19 protein-coding genes and 1 pseudogene are annotated in these 19,331 nt (G+C 38.0%); 11 read left to right on the forward strand and 9 right to left on the reverse strand.

The features are described from left to right. Positions 1 to 330 (forward strand): annotated as a pseudogene (locus ACEW8U_RS03300) (hypothetical protein); the annotation flags it as partial. Here ACEW8U_RS03300 and ACEW8U_RS03305 read toward each other — a convergent pair. Both ACEW8U_RS03305 and ACEW8U_RS03310 read right to left on the reverse strand, forming a co-directional pair. Then, on the reverse strand, positions 327 to 2,798 hold the full coding sequence (locus ACEW8U_RS03305) for a carboxypeptidase-like regulatory domain-containing protein (protein WP_373520607.1): 2,472 nt from the start codon (positions 2,796 to 2,798) through the stop codon (positions 327 to 329). The pseudogene ACEW8U_RS03300 and the gene ACEW8U_RS03305 sit on opposite strands and share 4 nt — an antisense overlap. A gap of 282 nt (positions 2,799 to 3,080) precedes the next feature. Beyond that, positions 3,081 to 4,586 (reverse strand): S10 family peptidase, encoded by a 1,506-nt coding sequence (locus ACEW8U_RS03310; RefSeq protein WP_373520608.1) that lies wholly within the window; start codon positions 4,584 to 4,586, stop codon positions 3,081 to 3,083. A 280-nt stretch (positions 4,587 to 4,866) separates the two neighbouring features. Here ACEW8U_RS03310 and ACEW8U_RS03315 point away from each other — a divergent pair, with 280 nt between their 5' ends. The 3 genes from ACEW8U_RS03315 (at position 4,867) to ACEW8U_RS03325 (ending at position 6,757) form a co-directional block, all read left to right on the forward strand. Further along, on the forward strand, positions 4,867 to 5,214 hold the full coding sequence (locus ACEW8U_RS03315) for a single-stranded DNA-binding protein (RefSeq protein WP_373520609.1): 348 nt from the start codon (positions 4,867 to 4,869) through the stop codon (positions 5,212 to 5,214). 190 nt (positions 5,215 to 5,404) lie between these two features. After that, entirely contained in the window at positions 5,405 to 6,379 is a 975-nt protein-coding gene (gene pfkA, locus ACEW8U_RS03320; protein WP_373520610.1) for a 6-phosphofructokinase, read from the forward strand. 9 nt (positions 6,380 to 6,388) lie between these two features. Beyond that, on the forward strand, positions 6,389 to 6,757 hold the full coding sequence (locus ACEW8U_RS03325; protein WP_373520611.1) for a hypothetical protein: 369 nt from the start codon (positions 6,389 to 6,391) through the stop codon (positions 6,755 to 6,757). A gap of 7 nt (positions 6,758 to 6,764) precedes the next feature. On the opposite strand, the gene miaA is transcribed toward ACEW8U_RS03325, so the two are convergent. Then, entirely contained in the window at positions 6,765 to 7,694 is a 930-nt protein-coding gene (gene miaA, locus ACEW8U_RS03330; RefSeq protein WP_373520612.1) for a tRNA (adenosine(37)-N6)-dimethylallyltransferase MiaA, read from the reverse strand. 50 nt (positions 7,695 to 7,744) lie between these two features. Here miaA and ACEW8U_RS03335 point away from each other — a divergent pair, with 50 nt between their 5' ends. The 5 genes from ACEW8U_RS03335 to ACEW8U_RS03355 are packed head-to-tail and all read left to right on the forward strand — an operon-like array spanning position 7,745 to position 11,494. Then, positions 7,745 to 8,494, forward strand: coding sequence for a response regulator (locus ACEW8U_RS03335; protein ID WP_373520613.1), 750 nt, complete (start codon positions 7,745 to 7,747; stop codon positions 8,492 to 8,494). Continuing rightward, entirely contained in the window at positions 8,491 to 8,877 is a 387-nt protein-coding gene (locus tag ACEW8U_RS03340) for a response regulator (protein ID WP_373520614.1), read from the forward strand. Before ACEW8U_RS03335 ends, ACEW8U_RS03340 begins: the two co-directional genes overlap by 4 nt. 6 nt (positions 8,878 to 8,883) lie before the next feature. Further along, entirely contained in the window at positions 8,884 to 9,162 is a 279-nt protein-coding gene (locus ACEW8U_RS03345; RefSeq protein ID WP_373520615.1) for a hypothetical protein, read from the forward strand. Continuing rightward, on the forward strand, positions 9,159 to 9,920 hold the full coding sequence (locus ACEW8U_RS03350) for an MBL fold metallo-hydrolase (protein WP_373520616.1): 762 nt from the start codon (positions 9,159 to 9,161) through the stop codon (positions 9,918 to 9,920). The genes ACEW8U_RS03345 and ACEW8U_RS03350 overlap by 4 nt, the downstream gene beginning before the upstream one ends. A gap of 2 nt (positions 9,921 to 9,922) precedes the next feature. Then, a complete protein-coding gene (locus ACEW8U_RS03355; RefSeq protein WP_373520617.1) occupies positions 9,923 to 11,494 on the forward strand; it encodes an NFACT RNA binding domain-containing protein in 1,572 nt (523 codons plus the stop codon). A gap of 30 nt (positions 11,495 to 11,524) precedes the next feature. On the opposite strand, the gene ACEW8U_RS03360 is transcribed toward ACEW8U_RS03355, so the two are convergent. From ACEW8U_RS03360 to ACEW8U_RS03385, 6 genes are all read right to left on the reverse strand, one after another. After that, entirely contained in the window at positions 11,525 to 11,887 is a 363-nt protein-coding gene (locus ACEW8U_RS03360) for a hypothetical protein (protein WP_373520618.1), read from the reverse strand. Positions 11,888 to 11,890: 3 nt separating this feature from the next. Next, positions 11,891 to 12,661, reverse strand: coding sequence for a LytR/AlgR family response regulator transcription factor (locus ACEW8U_RS03365; protein WP_373520619.1), 771 nt, complete (start codon positions 12,659 to 12,661; stop codon positions 11,891 to 11,893). Continuing rightward, positions 12,612 to 13,664, reverse strand: a complete 1,053-nt coding sequence (locus ACEW8U_RS03370) for a sensor histidine kinase (protein WP_373520620.1) — start codon at positions 13,662 to 13,664, stop codon at positions 12,612 to 12,614. The genes ACEW8U_RS03365 and ACEW8U_RS03370 overlap by 50 nt, the downstream gene beginning before the upstream one ends. A gap of 255 nt (positions 13,665 to 13,919) precedes the next feature. Continuing rightward, positions 13,920 to 15,311 (reverse strand): fasciclin domain-containing protein, encoded by a 1,392-nt coding sequence (locus ACEW8U_RS03375; protein WP_373520621.1) that lies wholly within the window; start codon positions 15,309 to 15,311, stop codon positions 13,920 to 13,922. A gap of 485 nt (positions 15,312 to 15,796) precedes the next feature. Then, positions 15,797 to 17,227, reverse strand: a complete 1,431-nt coding sequence (gene pyk, locus ACEW8U_RS03380; protein ID WP_373520622.1) for a pyruvate kinase — start codon at positions 17,225 to 17,227, stop codon at positions 15,797 to 15,799. A 14-nt stretch (positions 17,228 to 17,241) separates the two neighbouring features. Continuing rightward, on the reverse strand, positions 17,242 to 17,670 hold the full coding sequence (locus ACEW8U_RS03385; RefSeq protein WP_373520623.1) for an IPExxxVDY family protein: 429 nt from the start codon (positions 17,668 to 17,670) through the stop codon (positions 17,242 to 17,244). A gap of 149 nt (positions 17,671 to 17,819) precedes the next feature. Between ACEW8U_RS03385 and ACEW8U_RS03390 the strand changes: the two genes are divergently transcribed. After that, positions 17,820 to 18,056 (forward strand): acyl carrier protein, encoded by a 237-nt coding sequence (locus ACEW8U_RS03390; protein ID WP_008629501.1) that lies wholly within the window; start codon positions 17,820 to 17,822, stop codon positions 18,054 to 18,056. A 21-nt stretch (positions 18,057 to 18,077) separates the two neighbouring features. Continuing rightward, positions 18,078 to 19,331 carry a beta-ketoacyl-ACP synthase II gene (gene fabF / locus ACEW8U_RS03395; RefSeq protein WP_373520624.1) on the forward strand — a complete coding sequence of 418 codons (1,254 nt, stop codon included), beginning with the start codon at positions 18,078 to 18,080 and terminating at the stop codon, positions 19,329 to 19,331.

A 19,331-nucleotide genomic window follows, 5' to 3' on the forward strand; every position in this document is an offset into this window, starting at 1 on the left:
TCCAGAATCAACTCAGAGAACTTAGATTGGAATTTTTCAATTTCTAACTTCCATCACCAAGGATCCATTACCTATAATTTATTAGAAAATCTAAAGCTAAAATTTTCATATGAACAGATTTTATGGGAAGATAGAAAGATTGACTTTTTGGATGTTCAGGTTGATTATACTCCTTGGAAAAACAGAGGTATCCACATACAATTCAACGGAACTAATATTTTTAACAACTCTGAACTCACATTTCTGAATCTTTCCAATACTGTAAAAAATATGACTACCTATTCTCTATTACCAAGATTAATAATGTTGAATGTGTCTTTTAATATCTAAAAATCAATCTTATAATAGAAGATCGGGAGAAATCCCAACTGATAATTCTGAATAATAGATTTCTCCGGATCTGGATTCTCGATATCATTTGGGGCCCAGGTAAGGTTCAGTACATTTTTGGTCCCTAATATATTGATCAGGTCCAAAGCAATTTCATGACTGAGTTTTTTGGTATTGATCCTATAATTGATCCGAAGATCTGCCCTGAAGTAAGGGTCAAACTGTAAGGAGTTTCTTGTTGCGTCGTCAAATATCACTTCCTGTGCCTCTTGGGTCCTCATGACATCCACAGGTCCATATCTTCTACCACCCGCTGTTGTAAGATTGGTTCCTACACCAATAAGTCCTCTTCTGGTCTTAAATTCCTTGGTTCCTAACAGGTTGAAGGCATAATTCCCATTGAATTCCGTATCCCTCCAAACCCCATCACTTCCTTTGTACCGGGCTTCAAACAGTGATCCCGTAAACAGAAACATATAACCTTTGCTATAGTACTTTTCCATAGTAAGCTCAACACCATAATTTTCTCCTAAACCAGCATTGACCAATCCCACTTCAGGGAAAAGCCTATTGAAACTCGCACCAGTATTTAATAATGAAAAGGAAGAAGGACGATTTTCCACAGGTACATTGCTGAGGCTTTGGTAATAGGTCTCCAACTTCATCCTGACTTGAGTTCCCAAAATCCGATCATATCCCAATACCAAATGCTTGGACCTTGTAAAATCCATATTCCTGTTGTGCTGCCTAAAACCTGCTTCTGGTCTTTCCTCATCTGTAAACTGATAAAAGTAAGTATAAGGAGATTGGATTTGGCTGTGCATTCCCAATCCAAAATTGATCCCTTGGTTATTTGGCAAACGCCAGGTCAGGCCTGCACGAGGTTCTATGATTGACCAACTATTGGTCAATGAAAAATACTGGCTGTGCAAACCTGCCACAAATGATACTTCGTCATTGACCTTATGCTTCCATTGCACATAGGGCTGCGCAAGGACTGCGGCATCTCCCGAGGTAGTCCATCGAAATGCCCAAGGGGTAGTTTCAAATTGTAATTGCCCACCGCCCTGATTCGGCAAAATGGTCACTTGCCGGGCAGAATCAAGGAAATTGTATTGAAATATATCGTTTTGAAAACCATAATTGATGGTATTTTTGTTATCCACCTTTTTGAAAAAACTGACAACTTGAGAGTATTTGTTGGTCGTGAAATCATATCCCAAGATCGGAGGCATGGCCTGGATATTCAGAAATCCGTCCGGTTTCACTGTGCCTACTATGTAATAATGGTCTGCCGAAACATTTTCCTGTGATGCAGCCAATGTGGCTTTCATAAAAGTGTTGTTTTTTAGGATCTTTTCATAAGAAACCCCGAGAATTCCCATCCTTGATCCAAAATACTGATCTCTGTCCTTTTCACCATAAAGGTTTCTATCGGCAATGTTTTCCTCAGACACTTTGATGGCAATATCACTTTTGCCGCCCACAGCAAAAACAGAAAAGTTACCATTGTTCTTTGTTGGAAAATTTACCTTGAAAGCGAAGTCCTGATACTTGGGTATGGCAGTGGTGCCCACATCTATTCCCAATGCAGTAAAAAGTTGTAAACTTGAATATCGATACCCAATGAGATATGAGGATTTCTTTTCCTTATCTATGGGACCTTCCAAGAATAGCTCCGCTCCCATAAATCCCAACTGGAAGCTTTTTTCATGATTTTCATTATTGCCTTTTCTGAATTTGAGATCAAAAACTCCTGAAACAGTATTTCCAAATTCAGCAGGAAAAGCTCCTGTATAAAAATCGGAACTTGCCAAAATTTTATTGTTGATGATATTCACCGGACCTCCCGCAGTACCTGAAGCACCAAAGTGATTAGGGTTAGGGATATTGACGCCTTCCAATTGCCACAAGACCGACCCTGGTGAATTGCCCCGAATCACAATATCGTTTCGAGAGTCATCTGCACCCTGTACGCCGGCAAAATTGGATGCCATCCTAGCCGGGTCTCCCCTACTACCTGCATACCTGTCCGTTTCTTCAACTGTAAATGCCCTGGCACTGACTATGGCCATTTCATTTTGGGCCTCTCCTGAACGGGTAGCCCGGACGACTACGTCCGTTAGGGAGATGGCCATTTCCTCCATACTCACTTCCAATATGAGTTCTTTTTGGGAGGTCAGGATCAGATTACTGAGTACGACATCCTTGTATCCCATAAAACTGAACTTGAGATTGTGCCTCCCTAAGGACACATCTTCAAGCCTGAAATATCCATCTAAATCCGTAACAGTACCTACCAGTTTGTCCAGACCGTCATCAGCGAGCAAAACAGTCACACCAATCAGGGGATATTTTGCATCCGTATCAATAACTTTTCCCCTGATTGTCTGGGTGATGGATTGTGCAAAGAGTGAGTGATAGGAGATGCACATCAACACAGTGAGAATCAATACTTTCTTGCTCATAAGGTGATAGAATGGTTTTAAGTTATAAATTTAAATTTTCAGGTGCCTAGATAAAAATTAGGGTTTATATTTTCCAGTTGTCCTGTAAGTCTTTAGTCCAAATGTTTAAAGGTCATTACATTTTCTAAATTTAGAATTTTACCTTCGAAAAAATCAAAAATACAAAATTTTTTATTTTCATATCCTACAAATTCAGAAGTTAAAATTAGTCATAAACAATAAAAGGAGGACTGAACTCAGTCCTCCTTTAGTTTTTTCTATTTAACTATCCCTTTCAAGTAGTTATCTGCTGGTATCTTTTATAAAATCCGCTAAATCTTTTTTAAACTTCTCCAGAGAAGGCATGTGGGTGTAAAACATATGACCTGCCTCATAATACGTCATGATGATGTTGTCTCTGAGTTCAGGTCTTAGGTTCATTTGATCAATGGTATGTTCCACTCCATAGAACACTGTAGCCAAGTCATAGTATCCATTCATCATCAACACCTTCAAATTTGGATCTTTGTTCATCGCATCGGCCATATCAATGGCCGTATTGACGGAAATCATGCTTCCCCAACCTTCATTTCCTTTATGAGACCAGTCCCATTTAAAACCGGGTGCGGAGTATGCTGATGTTCTATAGGTCAATTTTTTACTTACACCAAGTTCCCTGTAAAAATAATCCAGAAAACCTGCTGTATAAGCCGGCGAAATGGCATCACTTTGTGGGTCAGTAATGGCATATTGATTTTGGGGAGTAGGATTAATCCCTTTAAACCTTGAATCCAAACGGCCTACAGTCATGCCCTCTTCCCTGAGCAATTCATTGAAAAATTCCCTGGCGGTCATTCTCAGGTTATTTCTTTTCCAGATATCTTTAGGTATACCTGCGTATTTTTCCATTTTTTCGGCGACACTGCTTTTTTCTGCATCACTTAGCCTACTACCTTTAAACAAGGCAGGTAAATATTCCTGCTCTGTAAATTCCCTCACTTCATCGACAAAGGCTTCCAGATTTGGATTCTTGTTTGCCAGCTTATCATGATACCAGGCAGTAGTGGCATAGGAAGGGAAATGTACAAGATAGGAAGTGCTTTCCTGCACAGGGAAAGCCAATGAGCGAATATCAAAAACCGAGGAGACCATTACCACTCCATTGAGCGCATAACCTTTATCTAACAGATAACTCATCACACCGGCATTTCTCATAGTCCCGTAACTTTCACCAAGGAGATATTTGGGAGACTGTAATCGATCATACTCTTTTAAAAACTGCATAATGAATAAGCTGATCGCCCTTATATCTTGGTCAACGCCCCAGAAATCTTTCCCCTCTGCTTTGCCAATAGGCATACTTAGACCTGTGCCAATAGGGTCCATCATGACCACATCCGCCACGTCCAAAATCGAAAAGTCATTGTTGACCAATTGATAGGGAGCAGCCGGAGTGTAACCGGGATCCTCTACCACAATCCTCTTAGGTCCCATTACGCCCATATGCAACCAATAGGAAGATGACCCGGGGCCACCGTTGTAAGAAAAGATAATCGGTCTTTTGGAAGGTCCGTCTTCTTTAAAATAAGCTGTAAAACCATGAAGGGCAATTGGTTCATTGTTTTCATCCCTAAGCTGAAGTGTTCCTGCACGGGTTTTCAGGGTATGTGTCACATTGTTGATTCTAACAGTTTGTGTTGAAGTAAAAACCTCTGCCTCGGGAATGGCTTTTTCGGCAGTTTTTTCCTGTGCCACCAATTGGGCTTCAAAAAAGACAAACAGACTGAGCATTAATATTAATTTTCTCATAAAGGATATTTTTGTTGAATGATGCTTAAAGCTAAATAATTTCATGAATACCACCATCCGATTTTTGATAAAGGACAAATGCCCTTTTTGAATATTGTTTTAAACCGAATTGAGAGGCATGATAGGCAAGAAAACCTCCGATTATCCGTATCACAAACGATTACAAACGGATACAATCGAATGAAACCCGACTAATCTTGGCCTTTTGATTCAAATTTGTTGTGTTGCTTATATTTACAAGGCAACCAAAGTTCTTTTTTCAAACCAAAACAAAAAAATCATGAACAGAATGAGAAATCAGGTACAGCTGATCGGGAGATTGGGTGCCAAGGCAGAAGTCAAACATTTTGACACAGGGACAACCAAGGCAAATTTTAAATTGGCCACCAAAGAAATTTTTAAAAACAATAAGGGTGAAAAAGTGGAAGAAACCACATGGCACAACATAGTCGCTTGGGGATTTCCTGCAGAAATCATCGAAAAATACACAGACAAAGGCTCTGAGGTTGCTGTAGGAGGAAAACTTGTCAATCGATCTTACAATGATAAAGACGGAAACAAAAAGTACATTTCAGAGGTGCAGATTGATGAAGTGTTGCTTTTGGGAGATAAAATCACTACAGTCTGAAACAACTGGTCAGCGGATATCCTAAACTGCTGACCAGTTAATTTTTACCTCACTCAAATCAATCCATTTCACTATTCTGAAACTCCAGACCAATTAATCATCAAATTCCAAATAAGTTAAAAGTTTTGCGATTGAATAAACAAAAGCACCTTTTTATGAGTAATTTTAAAGCTCGAAAGACCTATTGACCATGAAAAGATTAGCAGTTTATACTTCAGGTGGTGATGCACCCGGAATGAATGCATGTATTAGAGCAGTCGTCAGGACAGCAATTTTTAAAGGATTGGAGATTTATGGGATCAGCTATGGATATGATGGGATGATAAATGGCAATATCAAAAAAATGCATTCCCATTCTGTCAGCAATATTATTCAGAGAGGTGGAACCATACTCAAATCAGCGAGAAGTGAGCAATTCATGACCAAAGAAGGTAGAAAAAAAGCTTATGACCAACTTCGCACCCACGGCATCGAAGGTTTGGTAGCTATAGGAGGTGATGGCACATTTACAGGAGCAAAAGTATTTTTTGAAGAGTTTGGTATTCCGGTGATAGGTTGCCCCGGTACCATTGACAATGATATATTTGGAACAGACTACACCATTGGATTTGACACCGCTGTCAATACAGCTTTGGAAGCCATAGATAAAATCCGTGATACAGCCGCAGCGCATGACCGGATATTTTTTGTGGAAGTGATGGGAAGAGATAGTGGCTATATAGCTGTCGAATGTGGTATTGGCGGAGGTGCTGAATTTGTAATGGTACCGGAAACTGAAACAGATATCAAAAAGGTTGTGAAATCTTTAAAAACCCTTCGAAAAACCAAATCCTCAAGTATCATTGTAGTTGCCGAGGGGGATGAAGAAGGCAGTGCCGAACAGATCATGGAAAAGGTCAAAAACAAAATCCAAGATGAGGACAAGGAATTCAAAGTTACTACATTGGGTCATATTCAAAGAGGAGGAAACCCTACAGCCCGTGACCGTGTATTGGCTTCAAGATGTGGAATGGCTGCGATTGAAGGCCTCATTGATGGAAAATCCAATTGCATGGCCGGCGTGGTAAGCGGAGATGTCTTATACACACCATTTGATGACTGTATCAGCAAAACCAAACCACTCAATGGCGACCATCTAAAACTTATCGAAATATTAAGTATCTAAAATAATAAAATGGGATACATTCCTTTAATTATCATCCTTGCCGCGGTAGTAGCCTTATTCTTTATGGTTGTCAATAATTCTTTGAATTCAAAGAAAAAGGCAATCCTTCAATATCAAAATTCAATAATAAAGGGATTATCAAAATTCGGAAACCATGTCAACGCTGAGCCTAATGTTGACCTCAACACATTTGTATTGATTGAAGCAGAGTATAGAAAAACCAAATTAACCCTTGGCGACAAAAATGTTACTTCATTTGAAACTGAAGTAAAGTCCCCCTTGCAATCATTGAAACTTACCAAAGCCCAATACAATAAACTAATTGGTAAAAGGCCCTACAGTTTTGTGGCCAGCTTAATGGGTCATAAAATTCTATGATTTTCTGCTACTTTTTACTATCCATTTGTGTGACTACAGTATTGATATATTCAAGCAATTCCACATAATGATCAGGATGAAACCATTTCATGTCAGGAATCCGCTTAAACCAAGTTAATTGCCTTTTGGCATATCTTCTCGAATTTCTTTTTAAAAGGCGGATGGCTTCATTCTGGTCATATTTACCTTCCAAAAACCCGAATATTTCAGTATAACCTACCGTTTGTAAGGAGTTTAAATGCCTCACAGGAAAAAGTTTCTCTGCCTCTTGAAATAACCCACTTTCAATCATCAAATCCATTCTTTGATCTATTCGATGGTATAGTTCCTCTCTGTCTCTTTCAAGCCCGATCTTGATGATATGAAAGTCACGGATATCTTTTTTGTTTTTTCTGAATGAACTGTAAGGTTTTCCAGAACCAATACAAACTTCCAATGCCCTCATCAATCTTTGAGGATTTTTTTTGTCGACAATATCATAATATACAGGATCTTCTTCCGCCAACTTTTGCTGCAAATACCCGATTCCCTTTTCGTTAAAATCCAGTATCAATTGACTTCTTATAGAAGGATCGATATCAGGAATGTCATCAAATCCATGACAGACGGCATCAATGTATAATCCCGAGCCACCGACCATTAAAACCAAATCATGATTTTGGAAAAGGTCTCGAAGAAGGCTTAATGTATCCTGCTCAAATTTTTTGACATCGTAATCCTCAAAGATTGAAAGCGAATTGATAAAATGATGAGGCGCCGCAGACAATTCTTCCTGATTTGGCTTTGCCGTACCCAAATCCATTTCCCTATAAAACTGTCTGCTATCAGCGGAAATGATTTCTGTATTGAAAAATTTGGCAAGATTCATGCAAGTTGCTGTTTTTCCGACAGCTGTTGGACCTGCAATTACTAATAAATGTTTATTTTTCGAATTCAAAATTGAAAAGAAGTTTTCAGAGTAAGTTTTAAAATTACCAATAAAATAAAATGAATAACACAAAGGTGTTGATTGTGGATGACAATGCACTCAACCGAAAGGTTTTTGAACACATTATTGGCCAATTGTACCTATATGAAACTGCAGAGAATGGCAAAGTTGCACTGGAAAAATTAAGAAAAGGGAAGTTCGATTTGATCCTTATGGACATACAGATGATTGTTTTGGATGGGATAAATACACTCAAAATCATCAAAAACGAACAGATTTGTCAATGTCCTATCATTGCTGTCTCTGCCTACGCTAACGAAAGTGACAGAGATTATTTTTTAGCAGCGGGCTTTGACGATTTTGTACCAAAACCAATCAAGCCAAAATTACTTTTGGAATGTATCGATCAACACATCAGAAAAAATGATGCTGCCTTAACGTCCATTGCTGATCAGGATTCTAATTCCGAATTGGATCTTAAAGTAGTCAAACAGCTTCTTAAGTTTAACACTCCTGAAAATATCCGTTCGGTTTATGATGAGTTCATTGAGGAATCTGTGCAGATTCTTTCAGATGTCGAAAATCTGATTGCAAATAAACAATTTGATGAGATTGGGGAAAAAATACATATTATTAAAGGAAATTCCGGGACTTTGGGTGCTACGGCTATATATAACTTCAGCCAAAAATTTGAAAAAAACATAAAAACCCTCAATTTTGAAAATACTTTAGAAGAATCTCTATATTTGAACACCCTTATACAATTATTCAAATCCAAAATACAAACTTCTCAATTGTTAAATCCATGACAGAAAGCAAAAAAGTTCTGGTAGCCGAAGACAGTTCAGTTATCATCAACCTTACAAAAAATGTGTTGATGTTTGAAAAATACAATATCACTGCCGTAAAAAATGGCAAACAGGTCTTGGACAAACTTGCTTCAGAGGATTTTGACCTTATACTAATGGATATCAATATGCCTGTGATGGATGGCATTGATTGTACCAAAGCCATCAGGGCTTTAGATGACAAAAAGAAATCCGGAATTCCAATTGTTGCCATTACGGGAAATTATAAAAATTATACTTTGGATGATTTCAAAAAAGCTGGTTTAAATGATTATATCCAAAAACCATTGGACTATGATCATTTATTGGCAACAGTAAAAAAACATCTAACATCAACAGAATGATCTGAAATGACAATCAAGTACACCAAAAATTTTCTGGATAAACTTGAAAATCTATTTGCTTCCTCAGAGTATATTTTGAGATATGAAAAAGGAAATTTCAAATCAGGTTATTGCATTCTCAAAGAAAACAAAATTGTTATCATTAATAAATATTACACCCTAGATGGCAAAATCAATACTTTGATAGATATCATCAAGGAAATTGGTTTTAACACCAAGGATTTTTCGGATAAAAAACTGCAGGATCTGATTTCTGAACTGAAACAAACTGAACTGAAACTTTGAAAGTCACATTTTTAGGAACAGGTACTTCACAAGGCGTTCCGGTAATCTGTTGTGATTGTCCGGTATGTAGCTCTTTGGATTATAGAGACAAAAGATTGCGAAGCTCCATCCATCTTGAAATCAATGAAAAAAGCATCGTAATTGACACAGGTCCTGATTTCAGACAGCAGATGCTCAGAGAAAGAATCCAAAAACTCGACTGCATCCTTTATACCCACGAACACAAAGATCATACAGCTGGGTTGGACGATATCAGATCCTATAATTTCCTTCAGAAAAAGGACATGCCGATATATGGGACACAAAATGTGCTTGACCAAATCAAGAGGGAATTCTCCTACATTTTTGAAGAGGTCAAGTATCCAGGAGTCCCGTCTGTAGTTACACATGAAATCACCAATGTGCCATTTGAAGCGGAAGGTATTCAAGTAATCCCGGTTCAGGTCATGCATTACCGTTTGCCTGTATTCGGGTTCAGATTTGGTGACTTCACCTACATCACTGATGCAAAATATATCGATGAAAAAGAGCTTGAAAAAGTCAAAGGGACAAAAGTGCTTGTTTTGAATGCACTTCAGCAAACCCATCACATTTCCCATTTCACTTTGAAAGAGGCCATTGAAATGGTCGATTTTTTGAAACCTGAGAGGGCCTATTTCACCCATATCAGCCATAAATTGGGGACACATGATGAAGTGGAGAAAACCATGCCTCCTCATATCCGTCTTGGCTATGACGGACTTCAAATAGAAATATAGCCATGCATTTTAATTATCACTTTTTGAAATTCCTGATCCCAGCATTAGTGAAGAAATTTGTGGGTATGGAAATTATGGAATGTTTTTCCCAAAATAAAGATGAGTTGGTCGTTGGTTGTTCAGGACAAAATGAAGAGGCTTATATCAGAGCCAATTTACTACCCTCCGTTTCTTGCCTGGCTTTCCCCGATGGATTCAAAAGAAGTAAAAAAAATACAGTTTCACTTTTTCCAGAATTGATCGGCAAAAAGATAATGGCCATAGATCCTATCAAATTCGAAAGGGCTTTTCTGATCAAACTTTCCGACAACAGCTCCTTATTATTTAAGCTTCATGGGACCCGCAGTAATATCCTTTATTACCACTCCGGATCAAAAACACCGGGTCTTTTATTCAGAAATGAACTCAAAGACGATAAAGAAATCCTAATAAATGAGTTAGCCAAAGAGCTGACCCTGGATTACGAAACCTTCCAATCCCTGGAAGGCAATGCCTCAAAATTCCTGCCTACATTAGGAAAAATCCCTAGAGAATGGTTAAAAACCAATGGATACCTTGAGGTAGGATTAGCCGAAAAATGGCACTTGATGACAAACCTTTTGGATATGTTGGAAAGTCCGCTTTACCAAATTGTCCAACTGGGCAATGAATATTTGCTGAATCTTTTGCCATCACCTGATTCATTGTTTCAAACAGAAGATCCTATCAAAGCCTGCAATGAACTTTTTAGGTACAGGGTAGTCATTCAAGCTTTTGAAAAAGAAAAAAATCATTGGCTGAAACAACTTGAGGACCAGAAAAAAAGGACAGCTGCATACATTCATAAAACGACCCACAAACTTGAATTATTGGAAAATGAGATTTCTCCTTCCCAAACTGCTGATATCATTATGGCCAATCTACACCAAATTGAAAGGGGGCAAGAGGAAATCGAACTGCTCAATTTTTACAGTGGGAAACAGGAGTTTTTCAAACTCAAAAGAGATCAGACACCTCAGAAATACGCTGAAAACCTATACCGGAAATCCAAGAACAGGAAAAAGGAAACCGAACAACTTTTTCAAAACCTGATAGAAAAAGAAAAACTTCTGGATCAAACTACATCATGGATAGAAGAAATAAAAGAGTTTGACGATTTCAGGTCTTTAAGAGATTTTATCAAGAGAAACCACCTAACCCCAAAATCTAAAGGACAGGAAGATCAAGTACCCTACAAGCGTTTTGAAATAGAAGGTTTTGAGATTTTGGTGGGAAAATCCGCTAAGGGCAATGACGAACTGTTAAGGAATTTCGCTTGGAAGGAAGACCTTTGGCTTCATGCTAAAGATGTTTCAGGTTCTCATGTCCTCATCAAACATAGATCCGGTATTAATTTCCCAAAAACAGTAATTGAGAGGGCTGCGGAACTGGCAGCCTACTATTCCAAAAACAAAAATGATAGCCTCGCACCGGTTATTTACACGCCTTCAAAATATGTCAGAAAAATCAAAGGTTCTGCACCTGGGGCTGTTATGGTCGATAAAGAAAGTGTATTGATGGTACCACCAAAAGGCCCTCAGGAAGAGGTGACATAAAAACAAACCCGATGGTAAACCAATGAATTTTCAATAATTCCGAGGCTTTCTTGGTGGACCCAAACTGATTTTATTAAATCCTTTTACCAGCACTACTGTCCCGGCAATTCCTATAGCCCCACCAGTGTACAACAAAGCTTCTCCTAGTTCTGGACGGGTTCCCAACAATTGGCCTCCAATGATTGTGACCGTATACCCGATGGTGGCTACCAAAATACCTGTCTTCAATTGTTTTTGGGATTGATGTAGGTTCAACTTTACTTCATATATCTCTTTCTCCAAATTGACAACTGCGTTGACCAATGAATCAAGAGTTGGACTTTCCTTTGATTGTGCATTCACATTAAAGAATATCCAAAAAGCAAAAAATGTGGTTATGTAAATCTTTAGCATGGTTTATTGGTTTATCCAGTTTTTAAATTCATTGACACGCTCGCGGGCGACTACGATGTCGTTTTCAGAGGCTGCACTCATATATAACATCAAACGACCATTGAAGTAAGGCTTCATCTCCACCAAGCTGTCCAAATGGATGATCATCGACCTGTTGATACGATAAAATCTCATTGGGTCAAGAAGATGGTTTTCCAGTTCGCTTAAATTAAAATCAACTATATACTTTTTTGCAGAGTCTTTCTCAACAAGATAAGTAATCCCGCCTTCCGAATAAAAATAGGCAACATCTTCTACAGGAACAAATCGAATTTTATTACCTATTTTGGAGAGGAAACGTTTTTTAAAATTTTTCTGGGAATAGGTATCCAAAAAATTTTCAACAAATTCCGAATTAAAATTGGTAGGGGAATTACTTAAAGTGAGGGATTCAAGTTTGTCAAATGCTTTTAGAAGTCTTTCTGCCTGAATGGGTTTCAAAACATAATCAATGCAATTATATTCAAACGACTGTAGCGCGTATTGATCGAAAGCAGTAATAAAAATAATAGGAAAATTGATATCCCTTCCTTTAAACGCTTTGAAACTCGAACCATCCGCAAGGTGGATATCGCAAATCATCAGGTCAAAAACCAAACCATTTTCAAAGATTGCAACAAGTTCTTTAATGCTTTGAGCGGCGCCAACTACTTCCCAGGAAACTTTATTTTCATGAATAATGGACTTAATTCTTTGCAAGGCCAAAGGTTCGTCCTCTACGATCACTATTTTCATGGGTTTTTATCAATGGAAGTTCAACTTTAAAATAATCAGGTGTGTCAAAAACAAGAACATCGTAGTTTAAGAACTTATAACGATCCGATATGTTTTGTAAACCTATCCCGGTTGATAATTCCAATGCTTCTTTCAATTGCTTTTTATTGAAAATTGAAATCGTCTCACAGTCTGATTTAATGACTACTTCCAAGGGTTCTGATTTGGTGAAATAATTATGTTTTACCACATTTTCGACCAATAACTGAAGGACTGCGGGAGGTATAAGGAATTGGGTGCATTGTTTGTCAACTTCAAGATTAAAGGTCAAAGATGACTGAAACCTGATGGACAATAGGTCAATATAATTTTCCAAAAAATTCATTTCCTCCGAAAGCATTACAAGTTCTTGATCTTTATTATTCAAAATATACCTGTAGATATTTGAAAGCTTTTGTAAGTACTCATCCGCTGCCTTTATGTCTTGATGGATCAATACCGATAATGCACTGAGGTTATTAAAGAAAAAATGTGGATTGATCTGCCCATGTAAAGACTCCAATTTTGCAGCTACATTGAGTGTTTGTAGTTTTTCTGCCTCTACAGCCTTTTCTTTAAATCTTTGGCTGAAAAAATAAATGGCATTGATACAGTTCAAAAATAGGTTGATTCTAAATGTGAATCCACTCGTTAAGAGGAAATTTTGCCAAGAATACGTGAATGGCCCACCCAAAATCAAACCTGTGAAATAAACAGACATTAAACTGATTAATAATGCCGCAAAAATACTGAACCCAAATTGTACTAAAAGTGGATGTATACTATGAAGGGTTTTAATCACAAATTTTTCAATGCCAAAATTGGCAAACCATACCGCATAGCTTAGAAAGAATATGATATAAAGTAAGCTAACCGCAGGTAATTCAACTTGGTATAGTCTATCTCCTTCCAGAACCAAAATATTCAAGAAAGAATAAATGGCTAACAAAGCTGGAAATATAAACTTAAACCTATGGTCAAACATTTCTATTTTCTTTTGAGAAACTACTTCTTACCTGAAAACTGCCTTTCTTTTGAAAAATGTATGGAAGTCCGAAGTCCGATTCCGATAGCTATCGGAACGCAATTTATAGCACTAATCCTTGATTTAAGATTTTCAAACGAATTACTTTCAGACTTGAAGGTATACATAAAACATAAATTGAAAAGGCTTATAAAAACAAAAGGGGAATATAAATCCCCCTTTTGTAAAAGCAATATGAAGGGTAGTTAAATATTATTATAAAGTTGGAAGTACAACCCCATCTATCACATGGACTACACCATTTGCGATAGCAACATCAGCTGCTATAACATTATAAGTAGTACCGTTGGTATCTGTGACGGTAACTCCTTCAGTAGTTCTGGTTACTGTCAGGTTTTCTCCGGCCAGTGTCGGAACAGACTGAGGACCTTCTGCAAGGTCAAATGAGAAGGCTACTGCTGGAACAACATGGTAGGTCAACACTTTACTAATATTGTCAGCACCTAATTTAGCAATCAATTCGTCTAAAGTATCAACATCTTGCGCTTCCAGTAATGCTACAAATGCTTCATTTCTTGGAGCAAATACAGTGATTGCTTCTGCATCCAATAAAGCGCCGCCCAGGTTAGCTTTGGTTACCGCTTCCAATAATATAGTAAGTTCAGCTGCAGTGGCAGCCTCAACTATATCTGGTAAGGTAAATTCAGGTAATAATACCCTATCAATCACATGTACAACACCATTATCAATCGCAACATCTGCTGCTACAACATTAGCTGTATTTCCTAAGGCATCAGTGACAGTGACACCTTCAGTAGTTCTAGTTACTGTTATATTTTGACCTCCCAAAGTTGGAAAAGTATTTGTTTCAGCTAAATCCCCTGAAAAAGCTACTGCGGGGACAACATGGAATCCCAAAATGGTTTCCAGATTTCCAATTCCACCAATCCTAGCGACCAATTGGTCTAAATTTGCGGCATCGTAAAGTTCCAGAGCAGCTACAAAAGCTTCATTTCTCGGAGCAAAAACTGTAATTGCTTCAGCATCCAGCAAATCGTCAGCCAACCCATCAACTGCGGTAACTGCCTCTAATAGAACTGTAAGTCCTGCATCAGTAGCTGCTTCCACCAAGTTTGGAACTGGCAGATCGATTTCAGGAAGCAAAACCCGATTAATAACATGCACAACACCATTATCAATTTCCACATTCGCAGTAGTGACAGTTGCTGTATTTCCAGCTGCATCAACTACGGTCACAGCTCCACCTGAGGAATTAACTGTAATTGATTGCCCTGAGATAGTTGTAAAAGTATTGGTAGCTGCTAAGTCAGTTGAAAAAGCAACTGCTGGCACGACATGAAAACCTAATACGGTTTCTAGATTTTGTGCACCACCTAACTTGACTACCAAATCATTTAAATCTGTAGCTCCGAAGGCTTCTCGTGCAGCAGTAAATGCAGCATTATCTGGCGCGAAAACTGTAATTGCAGGAGCACTTGTTAAATCTGCGCCTAGCCCTGGGATAGCCTCAACAGCGGAAAGCAATGTGGTTAAACCTGCTGCATTTGCGGCCTGAACCAAATTAGGAGCAGCAGGTTGCGGCATTGGATCAACATCGTCTTTGCAAGAGTAGATTGCAAATAGCAAGGATCCTGTTAAAAGATATTTTAGAAAATTTTTCATAGTTATGATGTTTAGTTTGGTGTATAAACATATAATCTCAGAAAGTGACTATTCAAACCTAGTTGAATTGTTATTTTTATACCATGGACTGTCAATAAAGATATATGAACTGTAGGGGGAGGAAAGCTTAGAAGGAGATGGAAGTTGAGAAGGATGAAGGATGAAAAGAGGACAGTAATTTGGAGTCCCTAATATTTTTAAATGCACAATTATCTAATGTGAATCTAATAATTAAGGAACTTCAAATCTAAAAAATAGGGTAAATCATAAAGCCTCCATGCGGAGGCTTTATGATGTTGTAGAACAATTGAATTTATTCCCTATAGTTTTGGCAAGAGATTGACTGATCTGATTTCTAGGTTAAATTTTAAATTATCGTCATCTTCAGACTTCCTATTTCGGACTTCGAGCTATTAATTCCAATAAAACAGTTAACTCCAAATCAAATTCTACTCCACAATATGTATTTTCAACATATTCGTTTTTCCTTTAGCTTTCAAAGGCATACTTGCTGTGTTAATGATAATATCACCATTTTTGACATATCCTTCATCTTTTAAGTGATTTTGGATATCCATAAAGGTGGCATCAGTAGAAGTATTACTTTCATAATAATAGGCTCTCACCCCCCATACCAAACTCAATTGGTTCATGAGTATTTTGTTTCTTGTAAAAATCAGCAAATTCGCCAAAGGACGGTAAGAAGCTAACCTCAATGCAGTCATACCTGAAGTTGTAATTCCAACGATCGCTTTAGCGCTCACATTTCTTGATAATCTGGCAGCCATCAATGTCAGGTTTTTGCTTAAAAAATTAGGGTCATCTACTGGGATTTTATAAAGATGGTGGAACACATCAGTATTATTTTCGATGTAATAGATAATGCTGCTCATGACTTTTACCGAATTGATGGGAAATTGACCAGAGGCTGTCTCAGCAGAAAGCATCACAGCATCTGCACCATCTAGAACCGCAGTGGCCACATCATTGGTTTCAGCCCTTGTAGGTCGGGGATGGGTTGTCATACTTTCCAGCATCTGCGTGGCTATAATCACAGGTTTACATGCTAATTTGCATTTTTGAACTATTTTCTTTTGCCACAATGGCACTTTCTCCATTGGAACCTCAACCCCCAAATCACCTCTTGCCACCATGATTGCATCGGTTGCTTCGATAATTTCATCGATATTCTCTAGTGCTTCCGGTTTTTCAATTTTGGCAACTATTTTACAATGCTTTCCAGCTTTATTGATTCTTTCTCTCAGGTCTATAATATCTTCTGCCGATCTGACAAATGATAATGCAATCCAGTCTACCTCATTTTCAAGTCCAAATGCAAGATCTTCAATGTCTTTTTCTGTAAGTGAAGGCGCCGAAACCCTGGTATTGGGTAGGTTGATTCCTTTCCTTGATTTAAGGATTCCCCCGTGAATTACAACGCACCTGACATTTTTCCCATCCGTATTGTTAACAGCCAACTCTATGTTTCCGTCATCAATCAAAATCCTGTCACCTGATTTCACATCATTGGGAAGGTTCTGGTACACCGTACTAACCAATTCGGCATTTCCAACAACAGGGTCATTGGTAATGGTGATTTTTTGTCCTGGCAAAATTTCAACACCATCGTTTTCCATTTCTCCTACCCTGATTTTAGGACCTTGAAGATCCTGCAAAATCCCGATTTTGTTAGTGGTAGTTTCATTGATAGATCTGATCATTTTGATGACCTCTGCATGGCCTTTATGATCCCCATGTGAAAAATTCAATCTGAAAACATTCGCTCCAGCTTTGGCCAGACTTTTCAAAACATCAAGGTTATTGGAAGCGGGGCCTATTGTTGCTAATATTTTGGTTTTGTTATAAGTTGCAATACTCATTTGTAAATAAGGGGTTAATAGGTAAGTAAATTATCTTTTGATTTTAATTTAGAGATGTCAAGTTTGACTACACTCTGAACAAACTGACTTCTTGAAAGATTTTCAATATAGTGATTTAAATCCATTTCAAAAGTGTAATCCTGTAACAAAAGAAAGTAGTCCATCACCTTAAGTTCAGGGACTAGGTACAATGAATTTGATTCTTCTGCATAAGACCTATTTTTAAGAAGTTGTACAAAACCGTGTTCTTTTTCTTGAAAATATTTAGAAATTTTCAAAGTTGCTTGATTCAAAAGATCAAGTTCAAAATCATCCGTTTTCACCAATTTTGTACCCAGCGCATTATTGATCAACCAAGCCATTTTATGATCCTTTACAGGCGCTATAAGACCTAAAAGATCAAAATCATAATGGTGTTCAACGATTAATTTTGTTTTCTTCATATTGGAAGAATTTGGTCAGGCAAAGGTAAAAATAATCTCTCAACTTCAAGGTTCTACCATATTATCTTGATTTAGGTACCACATTTTTTTGGCAATAAGGTTTTAAATATATTTCTTTGCGAAGTGTTTTAAATTAAACCGATCAAAAAATGTCTGAAATTGCACAAAAAGTAAAAGCCATTATCGTAGATAAGTTAGGCGTTGAAGAATCTGAAGTAACTCCTGAAGCTAGCTTCACTAATGATCTTGGTGCAGACTCACTGGATACAGTTGAGCTCATTATGGAATTCGAAAAAGAATTCAACATTTCTATTCCGGATGATCAGGCTGAGCAAATCGGTACTGTAGGTCAGGCTATTAGTTATCTGGAAGCCAACGTTAAATAATAAATCACTCAAAATTCATTTATGAATTTAAGAAGAGTTGTAGTAACAGGTCTTGGTGCCCTTACACCGATTGGAAATACTGTCCCTGAATTTTGGAAGGGTCTTTCAAACGGTGTAAGTGGTGCTGCACCTATTACTAAATTCGATGCTTCGCTTTTTAAGACACAATTTGCCTGTGAAATCAAAGGTTTGGATTTAGACCAATTCATTGAAAGGAAAGAGGCTAGAAAAATGGACCCTTTCGCCCAGTATGCCTTAATAGCTGCTGATGAGGCTATCAAAGATTCAGGTTTGGATCTTGAAAAAACAAATCTTTTAAGAGTAGGTGTCATTTTAGGTGCTGGAATAGGAGGATTAAAATCTTTTCAAGATGAAGTTACTGGTTTTGCTTTGGGAGATGGAACTCCAAGGTTTAATCCATTCTTTATACCGAAAATGATTGCAGATATCAGTGCAGGTTTTATTTCCATTAAATATGGATTTAAAGGACCAAACTTTGTAACCGTTTCAGCTTGCGCTTCAGCTACAAATTCCATTATTGACGCATTCAATTATATCCGTCTGGGAAAAGCTGACATTTTTGTCAGTGGTGGATCAGAAGCAGCAGTAGTAGAAGCAGGTGTTGGAGGCTTCAATGCCCTCAAAGCGTTGTCTCAAAGAAATGATTCTCCGGAAACTGCATCGAGACCTTTTGATAAAGACCGTGATGGGTTTGTTTTGGGGGAGGGTGCAGGAATTCTGATTCTGGAAGAGTATGAGCATGCCAAAGCCCGTGGAGCAAAAATCTATGCTGAATTGGTAGGTGGCGGAATGACAGCTGATGCCTATCACATCACAGCCCCACATCCTGACGGAGAAGGCGCTAGCAATGTGATGCTTCAGACACTTGAAGACGCAGGTATGAAGCCCGAAGATATTGATTATGTCAATGTACACGGTACCTCCACTCCTTTGGGTGATGTCAGTGAAGTAAAGGCAATTCAGAAGGTTTTTGGAGAACATGCTTTTAATCTTAATATAAGCAGTACCAAATCTATGACAGGTCATTTGCTTGGTGCGGCAGGAGCCGTTGAAGCTATTGCTTCTATACTTGCTGTTAAAAACAACCTTATTCCTCCTACCATCAACCATTTCACTGATGACGAGGAATTTGATAAAAGATTAAATCTGACTTTCAATAAAGCCCAAAAAAGAGAAGTCAGGGCGGCATTAAGTAATACTTTTGGATTTGGAGGACACAATTGTTCTGTCATATTCAAAAAAATCAGTGAGTAA

The sequence above is a fragment of the Aquiflexum sp. genome, assembly GCF_041751335.1.
GTDB lineage: Bacteria > Bacteroidota > Bacteroidia > Cytophagales > Cyclobacteriaceae > Aquiflexum.

Bases quoted from the DNA above. Each gene is read 5' to 3' on its own strand.
- ACEW8U_RS03370 (WP_373520620.1), bottom strand. From the start codon at position 13,664: ATGTTTGACCATAGGTTTAAGTTTATATTTCCAGCTTTGTTAGCCATT.
- ACEW8U_RS03355 (WP_373520617.1), top strand. From the start codon at position 9,923: ATGCATTTTAATTATCACTTTTTGAAATTCCTGATCCCAGCATTAGTG.
- ACEW8U_RS03390 (WP_008629501.1), top strand. From the start codon at position 17,820: ATGTCTGAAATTGCACAAAAAGTAAAAGCCATTATCGTAGATAAGTTA.
- fabF (WP_373520624.1), top strand. From the start codon at position 18,078: ATGAATTTAAGAAGAGTTGTAGTAACAGGTCTTGGTGCCCTTACACCG.
- ACEW8U_RS03310 (WP_373520608.1), bottom strand. From the start codon at position 4,586: ATGAGAAAATTAATATTAATGCTCAGTCTGTTTGTCTTTTTTGAAGCC.
- ACEW8U_RS03325 (WP_373520611.1), top strand. From the start codon at position 6,389: ATGGGATACATTCCTTTAATTATCATCCTTGCCGCGGTAGTAGCCTTA.
- pyk (WP_373520622.1), bottom strand. From the start codon at position 17,227: ATGAGTATTGCAACTTATAACAAAACCAAAATATTAGCAACAATAGGC.
- ACEW8U_RS03340 (WP_373520614.1), top strand. From the start codon at position 8,491: ATGACAGAAAGCAAAAAAGTTCTGGTAGCCGAAGACAGTTCAGTTATC.
- ACEW8U_RS03360 (WP_373520618.1), bottom strand. From the start codon at position 11,887: ATGCTAAAGATTTACATAACCACATTTTTTGCTTTTTGGATATTCTTT.
- ACEW8U_RS03305 (WP_373520607.1), bottom strand. From the start codon at position 2,798: ATGAGCAAGAAAGTATTGATTCTCACTGTGTTGATGTGCATCTCCTAT.
- pfkA (WP_373520610.1), top strand. From the start codon at position 5,405: ATGAAAAGATTAGCAGTTTATACTTCAGGTGGTGATGCACCCGGAATG.
- ACEW8U_RS03345 (WP_373520615.1), top strand. From the start codon at position 8,884: ATGACAATCAAGTACACCAAAAATTTTCTGGATAAACTTGAAAATCTA.
- ACEW8U_RS03335 (WP_373520613.1), top strand. From the start codon at position 7,745: ATGAATAACACAAAGGTGTTGATTGTGGATGACAATGCACTCAACCGA.
- ACEW8U_RS03385 (WP_373520623.1), bottom strand. From the start codon at position 17,670: ATGAAGAAAACAAAATTAATCGTTGAACACCATTATGATTTTGATCTT.
- ACEW8U_RS03365 (WP_373520619.1), bottom strand. From the start codon at position 12,661: ATGAAAATAGTGATCGTAGAGGACGAACCTTTGGCCTTGCAAAGAATT.
- ACEW8U_RS03315 (WP_373520609.1), top strand. From the start codon at position 4,867: ATGAACAGAATGAGAAATCAGGTACAGCTGATCGGGAGATTGGGTGCC.